Here is a 17,626-nt window from a genome sequence, read left to right as displayed (position 1 = left end):
TTTTAGCAAGATAGCACAAGTTCAAATATCATTTGAAATCGGTTGATTCCATAGAGATTTAGGTTGATGGCATAAAATGTTTTTCCTTCTTAGGGCTGCATCAATACTTCGTAGAGCAAAACGAAAATTATGATGCGACTTTGTTTATTCCTCCTGCTTTCTTCCATGGCCTTTGCTCAAAGTACCGGTTCCTTTCATCAGGATCACACTTTTAATAGCAGCGACTTTAGTAATCTCAACCGTCGTTTTTCCTTTTACGTTCCGGCCACTTATCAGGCGAGTCAAAATCATACTTTAATTCTGGCCTTACCCGGTTGTGGGGTGGCCCCGAATGACTTCCGCGATGATCTTCGCACTATTGCCGATTCCCTCGATGCGATTGTAGCCTGCCTTGATGCGGGAGGCAATGCCATTACTGATGAATATGGCGGCCGCGAAGTAAAATTGCTCGAATACCTCTACGACTCTGTTCAAGCTCATTATACTATAGATCCGAATGCTGTTTATCTCACCGGCTTTTCTTGCAATGGTCGCGAAGCCATGCGCGTGGTTTTAGAAGAACTTACTACTGTTCCCTTTGCAGGTGTAATTCCCTATTCCGGGGCCTTCAACCATCCTAATTTCAACCCTCCCAGCTTCGCCCGTTCGCAAGTAAGTCCGGTGTGTTTGTGCATGGGCACCCGCGATTATTTCTATACTCAGCTGCCCTATTATCATGATCTGATTGATAGTCTGCAAGCTCGCCAGGCGCAGTTTCACGAAATCCTCATGCCCAATGTGGGGCATACCACCCTGCATCCGCGCTTTGATGAATACATGCTGGACTGCTTCGAGTATTTGTCAAACACTACTAGCATTGGTTTAAAGGAAGATTCTAGTCAGGAAGCTCCCTTCCAATATCGTCGCCAGGGAGAGAAGGAAGTTTGGGTTTACTCGAATAGCCCCGGAAAGGCTCGGGCTAAAATTTTAAGCCTCGATGGTAAAACGCTATTTGATGTGCTGTTTCAAGATGAGCAGTCCTTCAGCTTGCCTCAAAAAGGAATTTACATTTTGCAGCTCAGTAATACTCAAGGCCAGCAATATGAAGTAAAACTTGCCCTGTGAAAAGCCTGAGTTTATTTATACTGCTCTGCAGCTGTCTTCTGGGAAGCGCTCTTCATGCTCAGGCTGATTACCGCTTAGAAATAGATACCCTGAACTATCAAAGCAAAACGGAAGGAACTTTAGTGTTTCCGGCTTCTAATTGGGACCCTTTTCAATCGGCCCAAATAAACCTGGGCTTCAATTTCCCTTTTATGGATACGGTTATTAGTTCCGTGAAATTAGAGGCGAGTGGCCGTTTGGTATTTGATACGCGACATCATTACTGGCTCGATCTTAATACCATTGCCTGGCTAAGAGCTGCGCCTGGTTTAAGTTCATCGCCAGTGCGACTGATCCGCGAAAGCCAGGCCAATGGAGCCCAAAAGGTGATCCTTCAATTTGAGAATGCCCGCTTTGACCATAATCCTTCCAAGGCCATCCATTTTCAAATTTGGATTAATGAGCAAGATGCTTCCTTAAGTCTGCATATGGGGCCACATGATACTGTCGATGTCCAAAACTTAAGCATGGGGCCCTTTTTAGCTTACAGCAAATTGGAAAGCCTCAATCCTTTAAAATTTGAGCAATACCATTGTTGGTATGGTTCTACGGGTCAATTGAAAGACACTTTGGTGGAAAACCGCAGTTTTAATGCCTTTCCCTCTTATTCTATAAATAGCCTTTGGGCCGAGAACAGCCTGATCCGTTTGATCCCAACAAATACCATTGGACAAAGCGAAATCCAAAAATCCGACTTCCAATTCATCCATAAAAAGGATTGCATTCTATTACCGGAAGGTCTGTATCAATACCGCATTTGCCAATTAAATGGCATTTGCCTGGAGGAAGGAACTATTCGAGAAAAACTCGAATTAGGCGCACTCAGGCCTGGCTTTTACCTCATTCAATTTGCCTCTGATCAGCATTTTCAAACCCTTAAAATTCAAATACAGTGAAACATTTACTCCCTATCATGTTCCTCATTCCGCTTAGTCTCTTTTCGCAAAGTTTCAGTGCTGATAAAGATGCCTGGATTTGGTCGATGCCAGCGGCGCGAAATATCAATTTTGGAAAGCCTAATGCACAAAATTCTGGCCTGCATAATGTCCTGCGAGCCGAAAGTTGGCAATGGCAGGCCAATCGCGATGATACCATTCGCTTTCTGATTCATTTTCCAATCGACACTATTCCGGTTCAGGATATCGATAGCGCCTTTCTCTATTTGAATTTTTATGCTAATCCCAATTTTACCAAGCAGGTAGGCCGAAATGCTTTTCGCATTCATTTTATCACAGAAGCCTGGCAAGAAACGCAGGTTACCTGGGCCAATCAGCCTGCATTCGATAATCTACTATATGTAGAGGGAGCCACCAGTCAAAACGATACCCAAAGCTATCGTTTGGATATAACTCAATTATTGAAGTCGCCCAATCAGCAGCAGGCTACCGGTTTCTTGATAAAACTAAGCACTGAGATTCCTTTTGCAGGTTTAAGCTTTGCCTCTCGAGAGCACAGTCAGCCCTCCCTGCACCCCAAATTAGTAGTACATGGACCCAGTGGCATTGGCATCAAAGAAATAAATGAGTCCAAGATTGAATTCAACAATCCGATACAAGAAGAATTACAATTAAAGGCCACAGGCGGAGTGCCCAAAGAAATCCTAATACTGGATAGCCAAGGTCGCAAAGTTTATCAAGGAACCCTCGACAACACTTTGAACATCAACACGTCGGAATGGGCTATTGGTCGCTATTATATGTGGATCAATGGAGAACAACATGCCTTGGTAAAGCTTTAGTTTTCAGCAGAGCATGACTTTGGCTATGGGAACCGGACCTCTCTTAATCCTCGGATGCACACGAAGAGAGGTTCGGCTCTCCCGATTTTTAAGATGAATATTTAAGCTCAAGGAAAATCGTATTTTTGAGGACCCTCATTCGAGGATAACCGATTTTCCCTTTACCACAGACCCCATTGTATGACGTGGCATTTCCGGGAATATAAAGCAGAAGGCTTACTGGCAGAATACATTGATTGTTTCTGGTCCGAAAATTATATGGACCGGAGTGAGAGCAAACAATTAATGATTTTCCCGGACAATACCGTAGAACTCATTTTTTCAGAAAATCCATTTATTCGCAATGGGCAGCGCTATCTCAGTCATTTAATCGGCTTAAAAACCCAAAGTCAGATGGTAGCGGTAGAACGCAGTCCCTTAGTGGCAGTGCGTTTTAAACCCTATGGCTTAAAGCCCTTCATAAACTGTACAAGTCAGGAACTTCTAAATGGCAGCTTTGCACCAGAAGAGGTTTTCGGATCAGAGATTCGTGCCATTGAAGAACAACTTTTTGAAGCCGCTGATTTCGAGAGCCGAGTTCAAATCTTAAGCCAATACTTCCTCTTTAAGCTGAAGAACCGAACATCCGAAAAACCTTTTGCATCCCCTATAGCTGCATATATTTCTGCACAGCAAGGCCAAGCAACGGTGCAAGGTTTAATGAATTGGTCCGGGCTTTCCCTTAAAAGCTTAGAACGTCATTTTAAGAAGCATTTCGGCTTAAGTCCCAAGCAATACCTCAGACTGCAACGAGTACTTATGGCTCTGACCCGCACCAAGGCCGATCATCAAAGTTCACTCACCGCCATTGCATATGATTTTGGCTATTTCGATCAAGCCCATTTTATTCATGAGGTGCAAAGTTTTACGGGTTTAAACCCGATGCGCTTCCGCAGTGAACTTAGCGATTTGCAAGCCCAATTATTCGTGTAGGGCCTAAGGCTAAACTGTCGATTTTTTACAATTTTCCCTTCGTACATCAGGCTTCTTTTGTTTCTAAATGAAGATCCCTACCACTCTGTTTCTATTGCTATTGGTACTAAGTGCTAAATCGCAATGGCTCAATTCCGATGGCTATTCCCTGGCCTATTATGGCGAATTTATAAGTCATCCCGGGCTTAATGGAAGCTTGCATTATTCGCTTAAAGATTGGAATTCAAGCAAAGATTCGCCGCGCCAGCGAAGTATCAGCTTAAGTCCAAGCCTCGGCTTTTTCTACCATGCTAATTATCAACGCAGCTTCTTCGTGGTTGCGGAATTGGCTTATCAGCGCAGTAAGAAAAGACAGGCCTGGGAATGGGGCCTAATCGGAGGCTACCAGCGATCCTTCATCCCAAACTCTTGGCGCATTCTGCACTCTTAATTCTTTCCTATGAAAACAAAGATTCTCAGTTTCAGCTTGGCCCTTATATGCAGCTCGACCCTCATGGCCCAGCGAACAACTACCCTTAGAACCAATAATTTTGAGGCCGTCCTTTGTGATAATGGCGGGCTATTTCAGGACTATCAGGGAGTAGGCAAGTTAACTATTAAAAGCCCTGGTGGTCAAAGAATTATGACTAACGGCCTACTTTGGATTGGTGCCTATTATAACAATGCGCAATTCATCGCAATGCAAAAAGGCTACAACCCCGACTTCGATCCACTAGGCAGTAAAACTGACTTTCACACCGGACCAATTAGTAATGATTTTAATGATCCCAACTATATCAATCAGTTTGTAAAGCTTTGGCAAATCAGTCGCATAGACATTGATTACCACAATGCGCATTACAAGGAGGCCAACTACCTGGTGCATAGCACCATTCGCGATTGGCCTGCCCATGGAGACACCAACCGCGGAGAGGCCTTTTATTTAGCTCCTTTCCATGATCTTGACAGCAATGGTATCTATGAACCTTCTCTAGGTGATTATCCGATGATTCGAGGTGATGAGGCCGTATATATGATATTCCATGATTTAAACCGGGATATAGCCTTTTCTGACACCAATAGCATGGGCTTAGAAATCCATTTAATGGTCTATGCCTTTGACCAAGCCCAGGTTTACCATCTCAATAATTCCATCTTCCTTAATTATCGGATTATCAATCGTAGTAACCGAAGCTATGAGCAATTCAGCACGAATTTCTACGAATGGTTGAGCGTTGGAGTTGGTTGGAATGACCTGATCGGGAGTGACTCCAGTAGAGCGATGATCTACGCTTATAATCGCGATTCCACTGATTTTGGTTACAAAGGTTTTGGAAACTATCCCGGTGCCGTTGCAGTTTACGATCTAGACTATAAAGCCAATGGCTCCCTTTATTACAATAACTACATTCCTACAGTAGACACTAACACCTACTACCCCAGAAATAAGAACCATTATTTCAACCTAATTCAGGCCGTTGGCGAAATGGTGAAGTCTTGCGATTAGATAATCCAAGCGGACTTAATGATACCCTAAACGGAGAAGGTTACCAAAGTTCGCCTCCTTTTAGTCCACAAACTAATTGGGTTTATAATGACCAAAGCAACTGGTACAATTCACCTAATAAATCGGAAATAACAGATTGTCTTTTACGCTATACCAAGCCCTCTTTTCCGCCTGGAGATACCATTTGTTGGAACTTGGCTATTAGCTATGCTAATGATTCAGCGGACCTCAACCCCTTTGCTTCGGTCGTAAAATTGAAGTCCAAATCTGATGCCTTAAGAGCCTTTTATCAGGCACAAAACTATGACTGCCAAGCCTATAAAATTGGCTTAAATGAAAAGGTCACATTGCCTCAAATCCAAGTTTATCCGCAACCTGCGCAGGGATCTCTACATATTGAAGCACCCTATCCCCTGCAAAAGGTGGAACTGTATCGCTTGGATGGACAAAAGTGCCTGAGTTTAGAAGGAAACCAAAAGAAGATTCAAATCAATTGCACTGGCCTGGCTTCGGGCATTTATATCCTGCGCTTGGAATCTAAAGGCGGAGCGCCTCAAACGAAAAAAATCCTCATTCAATAAGCGGAAATGAATAGCATCCCCTGGTCTTCTTTCCGTTTTCCCATCCTATTGATAAGCTTGACTGCCGCAGTCTGGGCCTGTCATCCGGAAGCCCCCCAAGAAACTGGTTCGCAAGCACCGGCTAATGGTTATCCATGGCTACCGGATGACTTGGGTCCGGTCCCCCAAATCCTGCGGCCCGGAGAACTCTCCACCGCCATCGACAAATTCAATTTTACGGTAAGCCCTGGCGGAGATACCGTTTTCTATTGTGCCACCAATCAAAAGCTGGGTTTTACCGCTCCCGCTTATCAGATATGGAATGGAACCGCCTTTGACCCACCACAATGGCTGCCTTTTGCCGAAGCGGAAATACCCATGGCCGATCTACAGATGAGCCCCGATGGTAAGCATTTATACTACAGCACCTTTAAAGATTATCCCGGAAAGGCAGAAGGTTTTCATTTCGACCTCTGGCAAGTGCAATGGAAGAATGGTGCTTGGCAGGATCCTCAGCCCGTAAAAGGAGAATTGGCCAGTGCCGGCAATGAATTTTACCCTTTGCCTACAAATAGTGGTCGACTCTATTTCAACTCGGATTTCGAAAACATTTCCGACCTCTATTATGCCGACTTCAAGGATGGTGTGTATGGAAAAGCTATTGCCCTTCCAGCAAATATCAATACCGAAGCGCGCGAGGCCGATGCATTTGTGGCGGCCGATGAATCGTATATCGTATTTGTTCGAGTAGATGCGGAAGACGGCTTTGGCAATAGCGATCTCTATATCAGCTTTCGCCGATCCGACACCAGTTGGACCGATCCTCAAAACTTAGGTCCTACAATCAACAGCGATCAAATTGACGGTAGCCCCTGGCTGAGTCCGAATGGCCAATATTTGGTATTTACCACCGGCCGAAAAGGAGCCCAAATTAAGCAGGAAGCCATTACCGACTACGAAGCATTCAAGGGGATCAATGAATCCAGTCGGAATGGCTCCCTCAATTTTTACGCTTGTAAAATTGACCTCGAATACTATCGTAAAAAAGCCCAATTATGAGCAATGCAGAAATCTTCTTCAGTCGCCTTTTAGTAGTGCTAAGCCTCAGCTTAGCACATGGGCTTCGGGCTCAAAAAGTGGTGGCTTGCTATTTACCTCCTGAGCTGGCACCCAAATATGATCCCGTTAAAATGGAAGCAGATTACGAGCGCTTCATCGATTCATTGAAGGCCTTTAAGATAATGGCCGATTATCCTGGCGCAGTTCGAAAACTACTGTCATCAGATAAGGAAAAGCAGCTAACAGGAATGAAGCTCCTAGCAGACAGTCATGAGCCCGAAATCATGCCCTGGCTGGTTTCCTTTTTACACTCGGATGATGATGAATTGCAAAGGGCGGCCTATGCTGCTATGGAAGAGCTAATCACCTATCATGCCTTAAAAAGGCGCGACCCGGAGATTGGGGAAAAGATTGTAATCCTGCCCCTGGGGCCCGAAGACTTTAACCTTCAAGCTTTAGCCTGGCCCATTTTCCAGGCCTTAAACCGACCCGACCTCTACCCCTCCAGTGTATTAAGTACTGCAGCATTTAGCGCTGGCTATCTCCTCCTTGACGATTTTGAGCCCCTCCTTAAGCGCTTGCTTACTAATGAACATCCCGCCAACCAACATGCAGCTCGAAGTGCTCTCGAGATCATAGAAAACTCAAGAAAACAACAGACTAACTAAAGCTCCCCTAACCCAAAATCCCTTTTTATGAAAAAACAGATTTTAGCTCTGATTCTGGGCCTTTCCTTCTCTGGAATGGTTCAAGCCCAAAGCGATGCCAAAGCCCAGGTTAGCTTTGTGTATCCCTTAGGTAGCAGCGGCATTCATTCCCTTTCTGAGGCACACAATTTCTCCTTCAATATTCTGGTTGGTTTAAACGGTGGACTCAATGGCTTTGAATTGGGCTCTTTGCTCAATTATAATAATGCCGATGTGCAAGGTTTCCAGATGGCTGGCCTCAGCAATATCAATATGGGCAACTTGAATGGCTTTCAGAGTGCGGGTCTCTTCAATTTAAACTTGGGCTCTAGCGGCGCTGTCATTGCCGGTTTAGGAAACCTAAACTTAGGTCGAGTAGAAGGTATAAATGTGGCTGGACTCTTCAATATGGCCAGCGAAAGCCAGGGAATTGCCATTGCCGGTTTGAGTAATCTAAACTTGCAAAAATTCCAAGGCATTCAAATGTCAGGAATCTTAAACCTGGCAAAGCATATGGAAGGCTTCCAAATTGGAATGATCAATCGCAGTCGAAGCCTTGGCTCCAAAGAAAACACCGGCTTTCAATTAGGCCTGGTTAACATTGTCGACTCGGTTTCTGAAGGCTATTCTTTAGGCTTAATCAACATCGTGAATAAAGGCTATTATGCCTTTGAACTGAGTAGCACCGAAATGCTGTACAGTAATCTCCAATTTAAAATGGGTGTCGAAAAGCTCTATTCTTTTGTGAGCTTGGGCTATGGAAGTTTTGATCAAGAAAACACCTTAGGACTGGGACTGGGTTTAGGAAGCTTGTACAACTGGAATGAAAAGCACGGAATCGCATTAGAATTTGGCTTCCAACATTTGCGAAATGATTTTGATGGTCTGGATAATTATGCCTTTTGGACCAGCGCTCGCTTAAACTATCAATACCACTTAACTAAGGTATGGTCCCTCAGTGGCGGTTTGAGTTTTAACCACTATCGCTCGGACGAATTTGATGAAGCTCACTTTGCCCGTGTGAACAGCGCCTTGGAGTTGAATAGTTCCGTAGGGCCCGAAGCCCAGCAAAAAGCCTGGATTGGCTTCAACCTGGGTATAATCAGTCGAATTTAGTTTTCGACTTCTCTCAAGAAAAAAGGCCCCGATTTGGGGCTTTTTTAATTCACTATTTTCTCAAAACAATAACTGGTATCCACCCCTTCATAAGGTGGATAATTCGGAATCCGTTGATAGCCGTTCTTCTCGTACAAACGAATAGCTTCTGGCTGATTGATACCGGTTTCCAGAACCAATCGCTTCAATGCTAATTCTCGAGCCCAATCTTCCAAGGCTGCCAACAATTGACTGGCCAATCCCTGGGAGCGCTGGCTTTCGACTACGTACATGCGCTTTACCTCTGCGGTATCCGCTGACTTATTTTTAAAGGCACCACAGGCTAGGGCCTGATCTCCCTGGTATAAAAGCAAAGCCTGCTTTAAATCTTCAATGCCATTAAACTGATGGTAAAAGCTATTCATGGGTCCATCACGATGAACCAGTTCAGCATCCAGCAATTGCACCAGGGCAATAAAATCTGGATTCTTGGAATTCGTTCTTTCTATCCTAAGATCGGTCTTAGCCATTGCGTACCAATATCATCCCGAATACCAAAAAGGCGATTCCCGCCCATTGAAATAGGGTGGCACTGAGATAAGCACGAATGTAATCCGGTGGAAAATTATTCGCCTTTAATAAACCCACCGATTTTCGGCCGTAAAAAACGGAGTACACAATCAGGCCAGCAAAATAAAAGGCCAGAGTATAATTAAGATCGAGTAATTCTGCCTGCCAAACCGCATAAAGTCCTCCCAATAAGAAGGCTAACCATAGATAGCGCAGGGGCGATCGATTGGAAAACAAGTCCACCATTTCGGCTTTCTTCTCGGCATCCAATTTGCGATTGGCCCGATCCATCATTATCCGCGCCAGGAAGTAGAATAGAATAAAGGGAATAAATGCGATTAAGTAATTACTCATAAATCCTGCTAATAATTAAAGCAAACGTTCTTAGCCTCAGTAAAGAATTTCAAAGCCTCAAAGCCACCTTCGCGCCCCACGCCGCTGTTTTTCATTCCGCCGAAAGGCGTACGTAAATCGCGTACTAACCAATCATTAATCCACACAATTCCGCTATGGATATCGCGAGCCACACGGTGAGCACGATTTAAGTCTTGAGTAAAAATGGTGCAAGCTAAACCGTATTCGGTGCTATTGGCCATCATCAAAACCTCTTCTTCTGTATCAAAAGGAGTAAGAGTAACTACCGGACCAAATATTTCTTCCTGATTGGTACGACAATCAAAACTCAATCCTTCAATTACCGTAGGCTCCAGGAAATAACCCTTATCATAAGGTACCGGCATTTCTACTCGCTTTCCTCCATGCAAAATCTGGCCACCTTCTTCCTGCGCTAATTGGATATAAGACAATATCTTTTCCATATGCGCTTCGGAAACCACGGCTCCCATACGAGAGCTCTCTTCTTGAGGAGCCCCTACTTTTAAGCCCTTTACACGCTCAACAAAGGCCTCCTTGAATCGATCGTAAATTCCGCGTTGTACGAAAATGCGACTTCCGCAAAGGCAAATTTGGCCCTGATTGGCAAAGGCCGCACGGGTGCTGATTTTCACGGCCCGTTCAAAGTCACAATCATCAAAGATGATATTGGGGTTTTTACCACCCAATTCCAATGACATCTTCTTGAACTTAGGTGCCGCAATGCTGGCAATACGCGCTCCAGTAGCCGTTCCACCGGTAAAGGATATCGCCTTAATGGTATCATTCTCTACCATGGCTTGTCCGGCCTCTGCGCCTAAGCCGTGTACAATATTGAGTACTCCCGCCGGGAATCCTACTTCGATGCAAATCTGCGAAAGCAAATAAGCGGTATAAGGAGTTACCTCCGATGGCTTGGCAATAACACAGTTGCCACTGGCTAAAGCCGGAGCAATTTTCCAACTGAATAAATAGAGCGGCAAATTCCAGGGGGAGATACAGGCCACAGAGCCTAAGGGCTGACGCAGGGTATAATTAAACCCCTTGCTTCCCATATTGTGGAATTCATCTTCCTGATGCAAAATAGCGGTGGCAAAGAAGGCAAAATTATCACGGGCTCTAGGGATATCTACCGACTGAGCCAATTTAAATGGCTTGCCATTATCCCGACTTTCGGCCATGGCCAATTCATCGAGACGCTCGGCAATGCGATTACTTAGTGCCATTAAGTGCTTACTGCGCTCGGCATTGCTTAAAGCGGACCAGGCGGGAAATGCCGCTTCAGCAGCCGCTACAGCTGCGGCCACATCTTCCGCCCCCGAACGAGGAATTAAGGAATAGACTTCGCCTTTGGCAGGTTCGAAATTATCGAGGTATTCGCCTTGAACGGGAGAACAAAGCTCTCCTCCAATGTAATTCTGTAATTTTTCCATCCTTATAAGTTTGGCGTACGGCCTCCGTCTACCGGGACATTAATTCCACTAATGTAGGCCGCTGCTGGTGAAGCTAAGAAGGCAATGGCATTGGCTACTTCTTCGGGCTTAGCGAAACGGGCTAAGGGAATTTCGGAAGTCATTTCAGCAGAAACCTCCGCTTCACTTTTTCCGGTTTTCTGGGCTTTATTGCTGATAATGGAAGTCAAGCGCAAAGTTTCCGTGGCTCCGGGTAATACATTGTTTACGGTAATGCCATCCGGACCTAATTCGCGGCTCAAGGTTTTCGACCAATTGGCCACTGCTCCACGAATAGTATTACTAACTCCCAAATTTGGTAAAGGTGCTTTTACAGAAGTGGAAATCACATTAATAATCCGTCCATAGCCACTTTTGCGCATTCCCTCTAAAAGGGATGAGCTAATCAACTGATTCGCTAATAAATGGCGACGGAAGGCGCTAACATATTCCTCCAAACCGGCTTTATGCGCAGGTCCGGCGGGTGGTCCACCACTATTATTAACGAGGATATTATAATCGTTCCCAGCACGAATATGTGCGGTTAACTCAGACTCGAGGCCCACTAAATCATCAAAGTCAGCGACCAAAATTTGGTGTTGCTGACCATGGGCGGTACTGAGTTGGAATTTTACTTTTTCGAGTTTCTCTGGATTGCGAGCCAAAAGAGTTACACTGGCTCCCATGCGGGCAATTTCTTCGGCTGCCGCTTTACCGATACCATCACTGCTGCCGCAGATCAGGGCTTTCTTACCACTAAGATTAAGATCCATGTTCGTTCTTTTCGTCGGATTCGATCATACCATCGCGCAAACGAATAATGCGATGTGCGTGCTGAGCAATGTCCTCCTCATGCGTTACCAGAATTACGGTATTCCCTTGAGCGTGGATATCGCTAAAGAGCTTCATAATTTCTACTGAGGTTTTGGAGTCGAGGTTACCGGTAGGCTCATCCGCCAAAATAATGGAGGGATGATTAACTAATGCTCTGGCCACAGCCACCCTTTGGCGCTGCCCTCCACTAAGCTGATTGGGGCGGTGATCCATGCGATCACTTAGACCTACAGAGTTTAAAACTTCTTCGGCCCGAGCCTGACGGTCCGTAGAATTGGCTCCTGCGTATACCAATGGTAGAGCTACGTTTTCCAGGGCAGTACTACGCGGCAAAAGGTTAAAGGTTTGAAAAACAAAACCGATCTCCGAGTTTCGCACTTCAGCCAACTCATTATCGGTCATTTTGCTTACATCCTTTCCGTTTAGCCAATATTCGCCACTAGTGGGTGTATCAAGACAGCCTAATAAATTCATCAGGGTCGACTTTCCGGATCCCGAAGGCCCCATTAAAGCCACATATTCATTGCGACGCACATCCAGATCAATGCCTTTTAGCACTTTCACCACCTGACTTCCAAGGGGAAAGTCACGCTTGATCTGGCGAAGCTTGATGATCTCTTCCATGTTCTAGATTCTGGTTTGGCAAGATACGATAATGCAGGGGGATGAAAACCGTCTCCCTAGCAGCACTTTCAGGTCATATCAAGCTTAAAACCTCCTTTAGCCGGCATTATTTTGCTAGCTTTCAACTCTTTTGCAAATTTATTTTTAAAAGCGCAATTAATATCGATTGGTTTTCATTTCAATGGTTTTCTTACCCACTGTATAAGCATATGAGGCTGAGGGTAAAAATTGCAGGTTTAAATCATTCACTTTGCGATTGCCTTCTTTACCGATGGAAGTCACCAATGGATTTTTCAATCCGTTCTCCTCACAAAATTTTATAAGGCTTTTTAACTCTTTTGGCTTATCAAAGTAGCGGTCTGTCCATTTAATTTCAATAGCCCAAATCGGCTTAAGTGTTTCAGATAAGCCAACCATATCCACTTCACCATTATTCCAACGAGCATACCAAGGTGTAAACCAATCGCGATGCAGCCATTGAGAGAAAATAGCTGTTTCGACCATGTTTCCCATTAATTCGTCAGTAGCCGAAATTGGGGCGAACAAAGCACTGCGTAGGGAAGGATTAGTTAAGTATATTTTGAAAAAATTATCTCTTTTAAATCTTTTACCACTTTGATCAATACGTCTTACTCTTTTAATTAAAAAAGCCGCTTCCAGATATTCAATATACTTCTTTAAGGTGTTTTTAGGCACTTGCGATTGACGTGATAAAGTTTCCAAGGAAAACTCCCCTCCACTATTGTAGGCAATGGTTGTGAAAAGTGAATTTAGTTCGCGGGTATCCGAAATACCATAAATACTGGGTAAATCTCGCAGAAGCACTTTATCCACGATATCATGACGAATATATCTCCCCGGATTCTCTTGAATTTTAGTGGAGAAAATAACTTCTGGATATCCACCAAAATTGATGTAATCGATAAAATGTTTGTTTAGGTCTTCCAGATGCGTTGTAGAATAGAAATCAACCTCAGCGCCTTTCCATTCGATTGGAACCGGTTTAATTATTCGATCCAAACCTTTCAATGAGATATACTCGTTAAAGGTTAGTGGTGGTAATAAAAAGTCTGTAAACCGACCCGCTCCACTTTCATTGCTAGCAAATTTCAAGGCCGCTGCGGCTGAGCCCGATACCACAAATTTATCCTTGCGATAACTATCCACTAATGATTTAAGATGTATTTCCCAATCACGGCAATACTGGATTTCATCGAAAATCACATACCAATCTTTATTTTCCTTCAACCCGGTTGCTTCTTTGGCGTAGGAGAAAAGCTGTTCCAAAGGGATGTTGTTATAAATAGGATTCTCGATGGTTATGAAGATGATCTTTTTAGGATCTATCCCTCCATCAATCATATCTTGAATCATATGATAAAGCATTACCGTTTTACCCACCCTTCGTGGTCCCATTAAAACTACTGCCCTTTTTATGTCGCGTTCATAAACCAAGGGCTTGAATAGCTGAAAATACAAGCGCCTTGGCATCCTTTTAAAGTCTTCCTCAATACCGCCTTCCACCCACCATGGGTTTTCAAAACGAATTCGGTCAAAAACTTGCTTCTTAGAAATTTCTCTGAGCATAATTTTCTTAATTTGAGATTAATCGCAATATAAGGTCAATTTATTGATCTTATATAAGTAATATTAAAAAAATAGAGCTCCCCAAGGGGGCTTCACCAAGCTCTCTTAAAAGCGAATTGGAAGTCTGGGCCCTGATCTAGGACATCCATAGGTCTCTAATGCCTGAATCAGCTTTTGCGGCCGTTTAATTTATACCTTTGCGGCTCATTAAATTCATGATACAATGACGATGGCAAGCCTGTTTTTAGGATTGGTAGGTCCCTGGCAAATTATTCTGATTGTTGCCCTGGTACTGCTCCTTTTTGGCGGACGTAAAATTCCTGAATTAATGCGCGGCCTAGGTGGCGGCATTAAGGAGTTTAAAGATGCTGTGAAAGAAGACGATAAAGAAGATTCGCCCGAGAAAAAATCCTAAAGTCAATACCTTGAAAGATTACCGGAAGCTGACCGAAATCCAGTCCGACCTGGAATCAAAATCCATCAGCTGCGTACAGCTTGTAGAAAATTACCTAGAGAAAATTGAGGCGCATCAGGATCTGAACGCCTTTTTGGAAGTGTATGCCCACGACGCTCGCGCCCGGGCTACGGTAATTGACGCCAAATTGCAACACGGCACTGCGGGCAAACTCGCAGGGATGGTAATCGGAATCAAGGATAATATTGTTTACAAAGACCATAAGGTTTCGGCCGCCTCCAAAATTTTGGAAGGTTTTCAATCCTTGTTCTCTGCCACAGTAGTTGAAAGACTTTTGGCCGAAGATGCGATTATTATTGGTCGACTTAATTGCGATGAATTCGCGATGGGTTCTTCCAACCGCTTTAGTGCCTATGGCCCGGTTAAAAACCCACTAGACACCACTAAGGTTCCAGGCGGAAGTTCTGGTGGCTCTGCATCTGCCGTTGCTGCAGGCTTATGCTTAGCTTCTTTGGGTAGTGATACCGGTGGATCTATTCGCCAACCCGCCAGCTTTACGGGCGTTTACGGCTTTAAACCCAGCTATGGACGAATTTCTCGTCATGGCTTAATTGCCTTTGCCTCCAGCTTCGATCAAATTGGTCCCTTTGCCCGCTCGGTAGAGGATATTGCTCTTCTTTACGAAGTGATGGCCGGAGCAGATAGTTATGACAACACCGTAAGCCAGCGCGAGGTAGAATCGGTGCAATCGGCCCCCGAGCCCGGTAAAAAACGCATTGCTTATTTCCGCAATGCCATGGAATCTGGGCATCTTGACCCCGAAGTACGCAAGGCTTCTGAAAATTTCATTGAAAAATTAAAGGCCGAAGGTCATACTGTAGAAGCGGTAGACTTCCCTTTACTCGATTATTTAGTGCCGGTATATTATATCCTTACTACGGCAGAGGCCAGTTCTAATTTGGCACGTTATGATGGCATCCACTACGGTTACCGCAGCGCCAATGCCCATGATCTGGAAAGCACCTATAAATTATCGCGTACCGAAGGTTTTGGACCCGAGGTAAAACGTCGTATTTTACTGGGAACCTTTGTGTTAAGCAGCGGATATTACGATGCCTATTATGGCAAGGCTCAAAAAACCCGTCGCCTGGTGGTAGAGAAAACCGAAGCCCTTTTTAAGGACTATGACTTAATTTTTTCTCCTACATCACCACATACTGCCTTTGCCTTGGATCAAGAACAAAATGATCCTACTCAAGCTTATTTAGAAGACATTTTTACCGTACACGCCAATATCGCGGGAATTCCATCCATCAGCTTGCCCTTGGCAACTCATAGCAATGGATTACCGCTTGGTATGCAATTTTCGGCCGCTAAATATCGAGAAGCCGACTTGCTGCGTTTTGTGGAAACATTAGTTCACAATTAGCGGTTAAAAACCTCGTTAAATGCTTACTGGGAAAGGCATTTAATCACTTACCTTTTTCCCTTAGATATTTCTGTGCTGAACATGAAACTTAAATTACTTGCATTGGGTTTTGGATTAGCGGCTTTGCCTTTGGCAGCGAGCGCTACTCAACCTAGCGATGATCATAAGGATACCGATACTATTATTAAGCCTCAGTTTTTAGACCTCGAGGCCATTGATCTTAAAGATCATCCGGTGGCGGCCCGTCTTGACTCCCTACTATACCTCAATTTCTTTCAGGCTACAGCCGAAGAATTTAGCACCCTGGACTCCAACTTTTTAGCCGAAGGCGATTTACCCGATTGGCATGATTCGGTTTACGAAGCGCGCCTAAAAGAATTGGATGCTCTAAGCCCTATGGATTTGGATTACAATCCTGTGGTACGCTCCTTTATCGACCTCTACAGTAAAAGACGTCGTGAGCAAGTAAGTCGGATGCTGGGACTTGCCCGCTACTACTTCCCACTCTTTGAGCAAACTTTAGACAAATACAATATGCCGCTGGAGCTCAAATACCTGGCGGTGGTAGAATCGGCCTTAAACCCTACTGCACGTTCTCGAGTGGGAGCTGCCGGTTTGTGGCAGTTTATGTACTCTACTGGTAAATTGAATGGCCTTAGTGTTAACAGCTATGTGGATGAGCGCCACGACCCCATCAAATCAACCGAGGCGGCTTGTCGCTATCTCACTACCCTCTACAATATATTTGGCGATTGGAACCTGGCTTTGGCTGCCTATAATTCTGGTCCCGGTAATGTAAATAAGGCCATTCGCCGTTCGGGCGGTCAGACCAATTATTGGGCGATTCGCCCCTTCCTGCCCCGAGAAACTGCAGGTTATGTACCCGCCTTTATTGCGGTGAATTACATCATGAATTATCATGAGGAGCATTTACTTTTTGCGACCGATATTAAACCTTCCTTCTTCTCAACCGATACCGTGGTGATTCGCGAAAAAGTAAGCTTTGAGCAGCTTTCTAAGTTAATCGCCATGGACGAAGAAGAGTTACTCTTCTTAAACCCGGCTTATCGCTACAAGATTATTCCGAAGGTGTCAAATCAAGCTTATCGCATCGTTTTACCAGCAGATAAGATAGGCTTGTTTATTGCGAATGAAGATTCGATATACAGTATTGCTGAAAACGACTTTGCCCAAAACAAAACTGCCGCGCCAGCCGTGGTGGAGATGAATGATCGCATCCGTCATAAAGTACGACGGGGCGAGGTTTTAGGCACCATTGCTGAGAAATATGGCGTTAGTGTGAGCAGCATTCGCCGTTGGAATGGCTTACGTGGCAATACCATTCGGGTAGGACAGAGGCTAACCATCTACCCGCGTCGTATGCCTAGCAGCTCAACGGTTGCATCTAATACCCGAAGTACGCAAAGTAAAACTTCCACCGACGGCAAATATGAGATGTACCGGGTGCGCAGTGGTGAGACTTTCTATTCCATTGCCCGCAAATACCCAGGGGTAAGTGCCCAAAACATTATGTCCTGGAACGGCATCAATAATGCAAAACGCCTGAAAGTGGGAATGACCTTAAAAATCTACCCTCAAAGCTGA

At 44.6% G+C, this 17,626-nt stretch carries 19 protein-coding genes; 13 read left to right on the top strand and 6 right to left on the bottom strand.

Features of this window, described 5'->3' with window-relative positions; translation table 11 throughout:
• Nucleotides 1-129 precede the first annotated feature (129 nt).
• From ACO05P_RS13460 to ACO05P_RS13415, 10 genes are all read left to right on the top strand, one after another.
• Nucleotides 130-1,104 (top strand): hypothetical protein, encoded by a 975-nt coding sequence (locus tag ACO05P_RS13460; RefSeq protein WP_421751594.1) that lies wholly within the window; start codon nucleotides 130-132, stop codon nucleotides 1,102-1,104.
• Nucleotides 1,101-2,039: a hypothetical protein gene (locus tag ACO05P_RS13455; protein WP_421751592.1), complete on the top strand. Its 939-nt coding sequence runs from the start codon at nucleotides 1,101-1,103 to the stop codon at nucleotides 2,037-2,039. Before ACO05P_RS13460 ends, ACO05P_RS13455 begins: the two co-directional genes overlap by 4 nt.
• Nucleotides 2,036-2,881 (top strand): DNRLRE domain-containing protein, encoded by an 846-nt coding sequence (locus ACO05P_RS13450; RefSeq protein WP_421751590.1) that lies wholly within the window; start codon nucleotides 2,036-2,038, stop codon nucleotides 2,879-2,881. Before ACO05P_RS13455 ends, ACO05P_RS13450 begins: the two co-directional genes overlap by 4 nt.
• 180 nt (nucleotides 2,882-3,061) lie before the next feature.
• The gene (locus ACO05P_RS13445) at nucleotides 3,062-3,853 is read left to right on the top strand and encodes a helix-turn-helix domain-containing protein (protein WP_421751589.1); all 792 of its coding nucleotides are present in this window, start codon (nucleotides 3,062-3,064) and stop codon (nucleotides 3,851-3,853) included.
• A 67-nt stretch (nucleotides 3,854-3,920) separates the two neighbouring features.
• Nucleotides 3,921-4,283: a hypothetical protein gene (locus tag ACO05P_RS13440; protein ID WP_421751588.1), complete on the top strand. Its 363-nt coding sequence runs from the start codon at nucleotides 3,921-3,923 to the stop codon at nucleotides 4,281-4,283.
• Nucleotides 4,284-4,292: 9 nt separating this feature from the next.
• Nucleotides 4,293-5,339, top strand: coding sequence for a hypothetical protein (locus tag ACO05P_RS13435; RefSeq protein ID WP_421751587.1), 1,047 nt, complete (start codon nucleotides 4,293-4,295; stop codon nucleotides 5,337-5,339).
• Nucleotides 5,330-5,920, top strand: coding sequence for a T9SS type A sorting domain-containing protein (locus tag ACO05P_RS13430; RefSeq protein WP_421751585.1), 591 nt, complete (start codon nucleotides 5,330-5,332; stop codon nucleotides 5,918-5,920). Before ACO05P_RS13435 ends, ACO05P_RS13430 begins: the two co-directional genes overlap by 10 nt.
• A 6-nt stretch (nucleotides 5,921-5,926) precedes the next feature.
• Nucleotides 5,927-6,958, top strand: coding sequence for a hypothetical protein (locus ACO05P_RS13425; protein ID WP_421751583.1), 1,032 nt, complete (start codon nucleotides 5,927-5,929; stop codon nucleotides 6,956-6,958).
• Entirely contained in the window at nucleotides 6,955-7,626 is a 672-nt protein-coding gene (locus ACO05P_RS13420) for a hypothetical protein (protein ID WP_421751582.1), read from the top strand. Before ACO05P_RS13425 ends, ACO05P_RS13420 begins: the two co-directional genes overlap by 4 nt.
• A gap of 27 nt (nucleotides 7,627-7,653) precedes the next feature.
• Nucleotides 7,654-8,760, top strand: coding sequence for a hypothetical protein (locus ACO05P_RS13415; RefSeq protein ID WP_421751580.1), 1,107 nt, complete (start codon nucleotides 7,654-7,656; stop codon nucleotides 8,758-8,760).
• A gap of 44 nt (nucleotides 8,761-8,804) precedes the next feature.
• Here ACO05P_RS13415 and ACO05P_RS13410 read toward each other — a convergent pair whose 3' ends face one another.
• The 6 genes from ACO05P_RS13410 to ACO05P_RS13385 all read right to left on the bottom strand — a co-directional run bounded on the left by ACO05P_RS13410 (nucleotide 8,805) and on the right by ACO05P_RS13385 (nucleotide 14,177).
• Nucleotides 8,805-9,269 carry a GNAT family N-acetyltransferase gene (locus ACO05P_RS13410; protein ID WP_421751578.1) on the bottom strand — a complete coding sequence of 155 codons (465 nt, stop codon included), beginning with the start codon at nucleotides 9,267-9,269 and terminating at the stop codon, nucleotides 8,805-8,807.
• Complete coding sequence (locus ACO05P_RS13405) at nucleotides 9,262-9,663, bottom strand: hypothetical protein (protein ID WP_421751576.1); 402 nt, start codon at nucleotides 9,661-9,663, stop codon at nucleotides 9,262-9,264. Before ACO05P_RS13405 ends, ACO05P_RS13410 begins: the two co-directional genes overlap by 8 nt.
• Nucleotides 9,664-9,671: 8 nt before the next feature.
• Nucleotides 9,672-11,114 carry an aldehyde dehydrogenase gene (locus ACO05P_RS13400; protein ID WP_421751574.1) on the bottom strand — a complete coding sequence of 481 codons (1,443 nt, stop codon included), beginning with the start codon at nucleotides 11,112-11,114 and terminating at the stop codon, nucleotides 9,672-9,674.
• 2 nt (nucleotides 11,115-11,116) lie between these two features.
• Complete coding sequence (locus ACO05P_RS13395; protein ID WP_421751572.1) at nucleotides 11,117-11,905, bottom strand: SDR family oxidoreductase; 789 nt, start codon at nucleotides 11,903-11,905, stop codon at nucleotides 11,117-11,119.
• Nucleotides 11,895-12,590: an ABC transporter ATP-binding protein gene (locus ACO05P_RS13390; RefSeq protein WP_421751570.1), complete on the bottom strand. Its 696-nt coding sequence runs from the start codon at nucleotides 12,588-12,590 to the stop codon at nucleotides 11,895-11,897. The genes ACO05P_RS13395 and ACO05P_RS13390 overlap by 11 nt, the downstream gene beginning before the upstream one ends.
• A 156-nt stretch (nucleotides 12,591-12,746) precedes the next feature.
• A complete protein-coding gene (locus ACO05P_RS13385; protein ID WP_421751568.1) occupies nucleotides 12,747-14,177 on the bottom strand; it encodes an ATP-binding protein in 1,431 nt (476 codons plus the stop codon).
• A 229-nt stretch (nucleotides 14,178-14,406) separates the two neighbouring features.
• On the opposite strand from ACO05P_RS13385, the gene ACO05P_RS13380 reads away from it, so the two are divergent.
• From ACO05P_RS13380 to ACO05P_RS13370, 3 genes are all read left to right on the top strand, one after another.
• A complete protein-coding gene (locus tag ACO05P_RS13380) occupies nucleotides 14,407-14,592 on the top strand; it encodes a Sec-independent protein translocase subunit TatA/TatB (protein WP_421751566.1) in 186 nt (61 codons plus the stop codon).
• 10 nt (nucleotides 14,593-14,602) lie between these two features.
• Nucleotides 14,603-16,021 (top strand): Asp-tRNA(Asn)/Glu-tRNA(Gln) amidotransferase subunit GatA, encoded by a 1,419-nt coding sequence (gene gatA / locus ACO05P_RS13375; protein ID WP_421751564.1) that lies wholly within the window; start codon nucleotides 14,603-14,605, stop codon nucleotides 16,019-16,021.
• A gap of 81 nt (nucleotides 16,022-16,102) precedes the next feature.
• Complete coding sequence (locus ACO05P_RS13370) at nucleotides 16,103-17,626, top strand: LysM peptidoglycan-binding domain-containing protein (protein WP_421751562.1); 1,524 nt, start codon at nucleotides 16,103-16,105, stop codon at nucleotides 17,624-17,626.

This window comes from Croceimicrobium sp., assembly GCF_965228705.1.
GTDB lineage: Bacteria > Bacteroidota > Bacteroidia > Flavobacteriales > Schleiferiaceae > Croceimicrobium.
Note: the sequence above shows the minus strand (reverse complement) of the source record. Positions and strands in the feature narration are given on the sequence as shown.

Bases quoted from the DNA above. Each gene is read 5' to 3' on its own strand.
- ACO05P_RS13460 (WP_421751594.1), top strand. From the start codon at position 130: ATGATGCGACTTTGTTTATTCCTCCTGCTTTCTTCCATGGCCTTTGCT.
- ACO05P_RS13445 (WP_421751589.1), top strand. From the start codon at position 3,062: ATGACGTGGCATTTCCGGGAATATAAAGCAGAAGGCTTACTGGCAGAA.
- ACO05P_RS13440 (WP_421751588.1), top strand. From the start codon at position 3,921: ATGAAGATCCCTACCACTCTGTTTCTATTGCTATTGGTACTAAGTGCT.
- ACO05P_RS13435 (WP_421751587.1), top strand. From the start codon at position 4,293: ATGAAAACAAAGATTCTCAGTTTCAGCTTGGCCCTTATATGCAGCTCG.
- ACO05P_RS13425 (WP_421751583.1), top strand. From the start codon at position 5,927: ATGAATAGCATCCCCTGGTCTTCTTTCCGTTTTCCCATCCTATTGATA.
- ACO05P_RS13420 (WP_421751582.1), top strand. From the start codon at position 6,955: ATGAGCAATGCAGAAATCTTCTTCAGTCGCCTTTTAGTAGTGCTAAGC.
- ACO05P_RS13415 (WP_421751580.1), top strand. From the start codon at position 7,654: ATGAAAAAACAGATTTTAGCTCTGATTCTGGGCCTTTCCTTCTCTGGA.
- ACO05P_RS13410 (WP_421751578.1), bottom strand. From the start codon at position 9,269: ATGGCTAAGACCGATCTTAGGATAGAAAGAACGAATTCCAAGAATCCA.
- ACO05P_RS13405 (WP_421751576.1), bottom strand. From the start codon at position 9,663: ATGAGTAATTACTTAATCGCATTTATTCCCTTTATTCTATTCTACTTC.
- ACO05P_RS13400 (WP_421751574.1), bottom strand. From the start codon at position 11,114: ATGGAAAAATTACAGAATTACATTGGAGGAGAGCTTTGTTCTCCCGTT.
- ACO05P_RS13395 (WP_421751572.1), bottom strand. From the start codon at position 11,905: ATGGATCTTAATCTTAGTGGTAAGAAAGCCCTGATCTGCGGCAGCAGT.
- ACO05P_RS13390 (WP_421751570.1), bottom strand. From the start codon at position 12,590: ATGGAAGAGATCATCAAGCTTCGCCAGATCAAGCGTGACTTTCCCCTT.
- ACO05P_RS13385 (WP_421751568.1), bottom strand. From the start codon at position 14,177: ATGCTCAGAGAAATTTCTAAGAAGCAAGTTTTTGACCGAATTCGTTTT.
- ACO05P_RS13380 (WP_421751566.1), top strand. From the start codon at position 14,407: ATGGCAAGCCTGTTTTTAGGATTGGTAGGTCCCTGGCAAATTATTCTG.
- ACO05P_RS13370 (WP_421751562.1), top strand. From the start codon at position 16,103: ATGAAACTTAAATTACTTGCATTGGGTTTTGGATTAGCGGCTTTGCCT.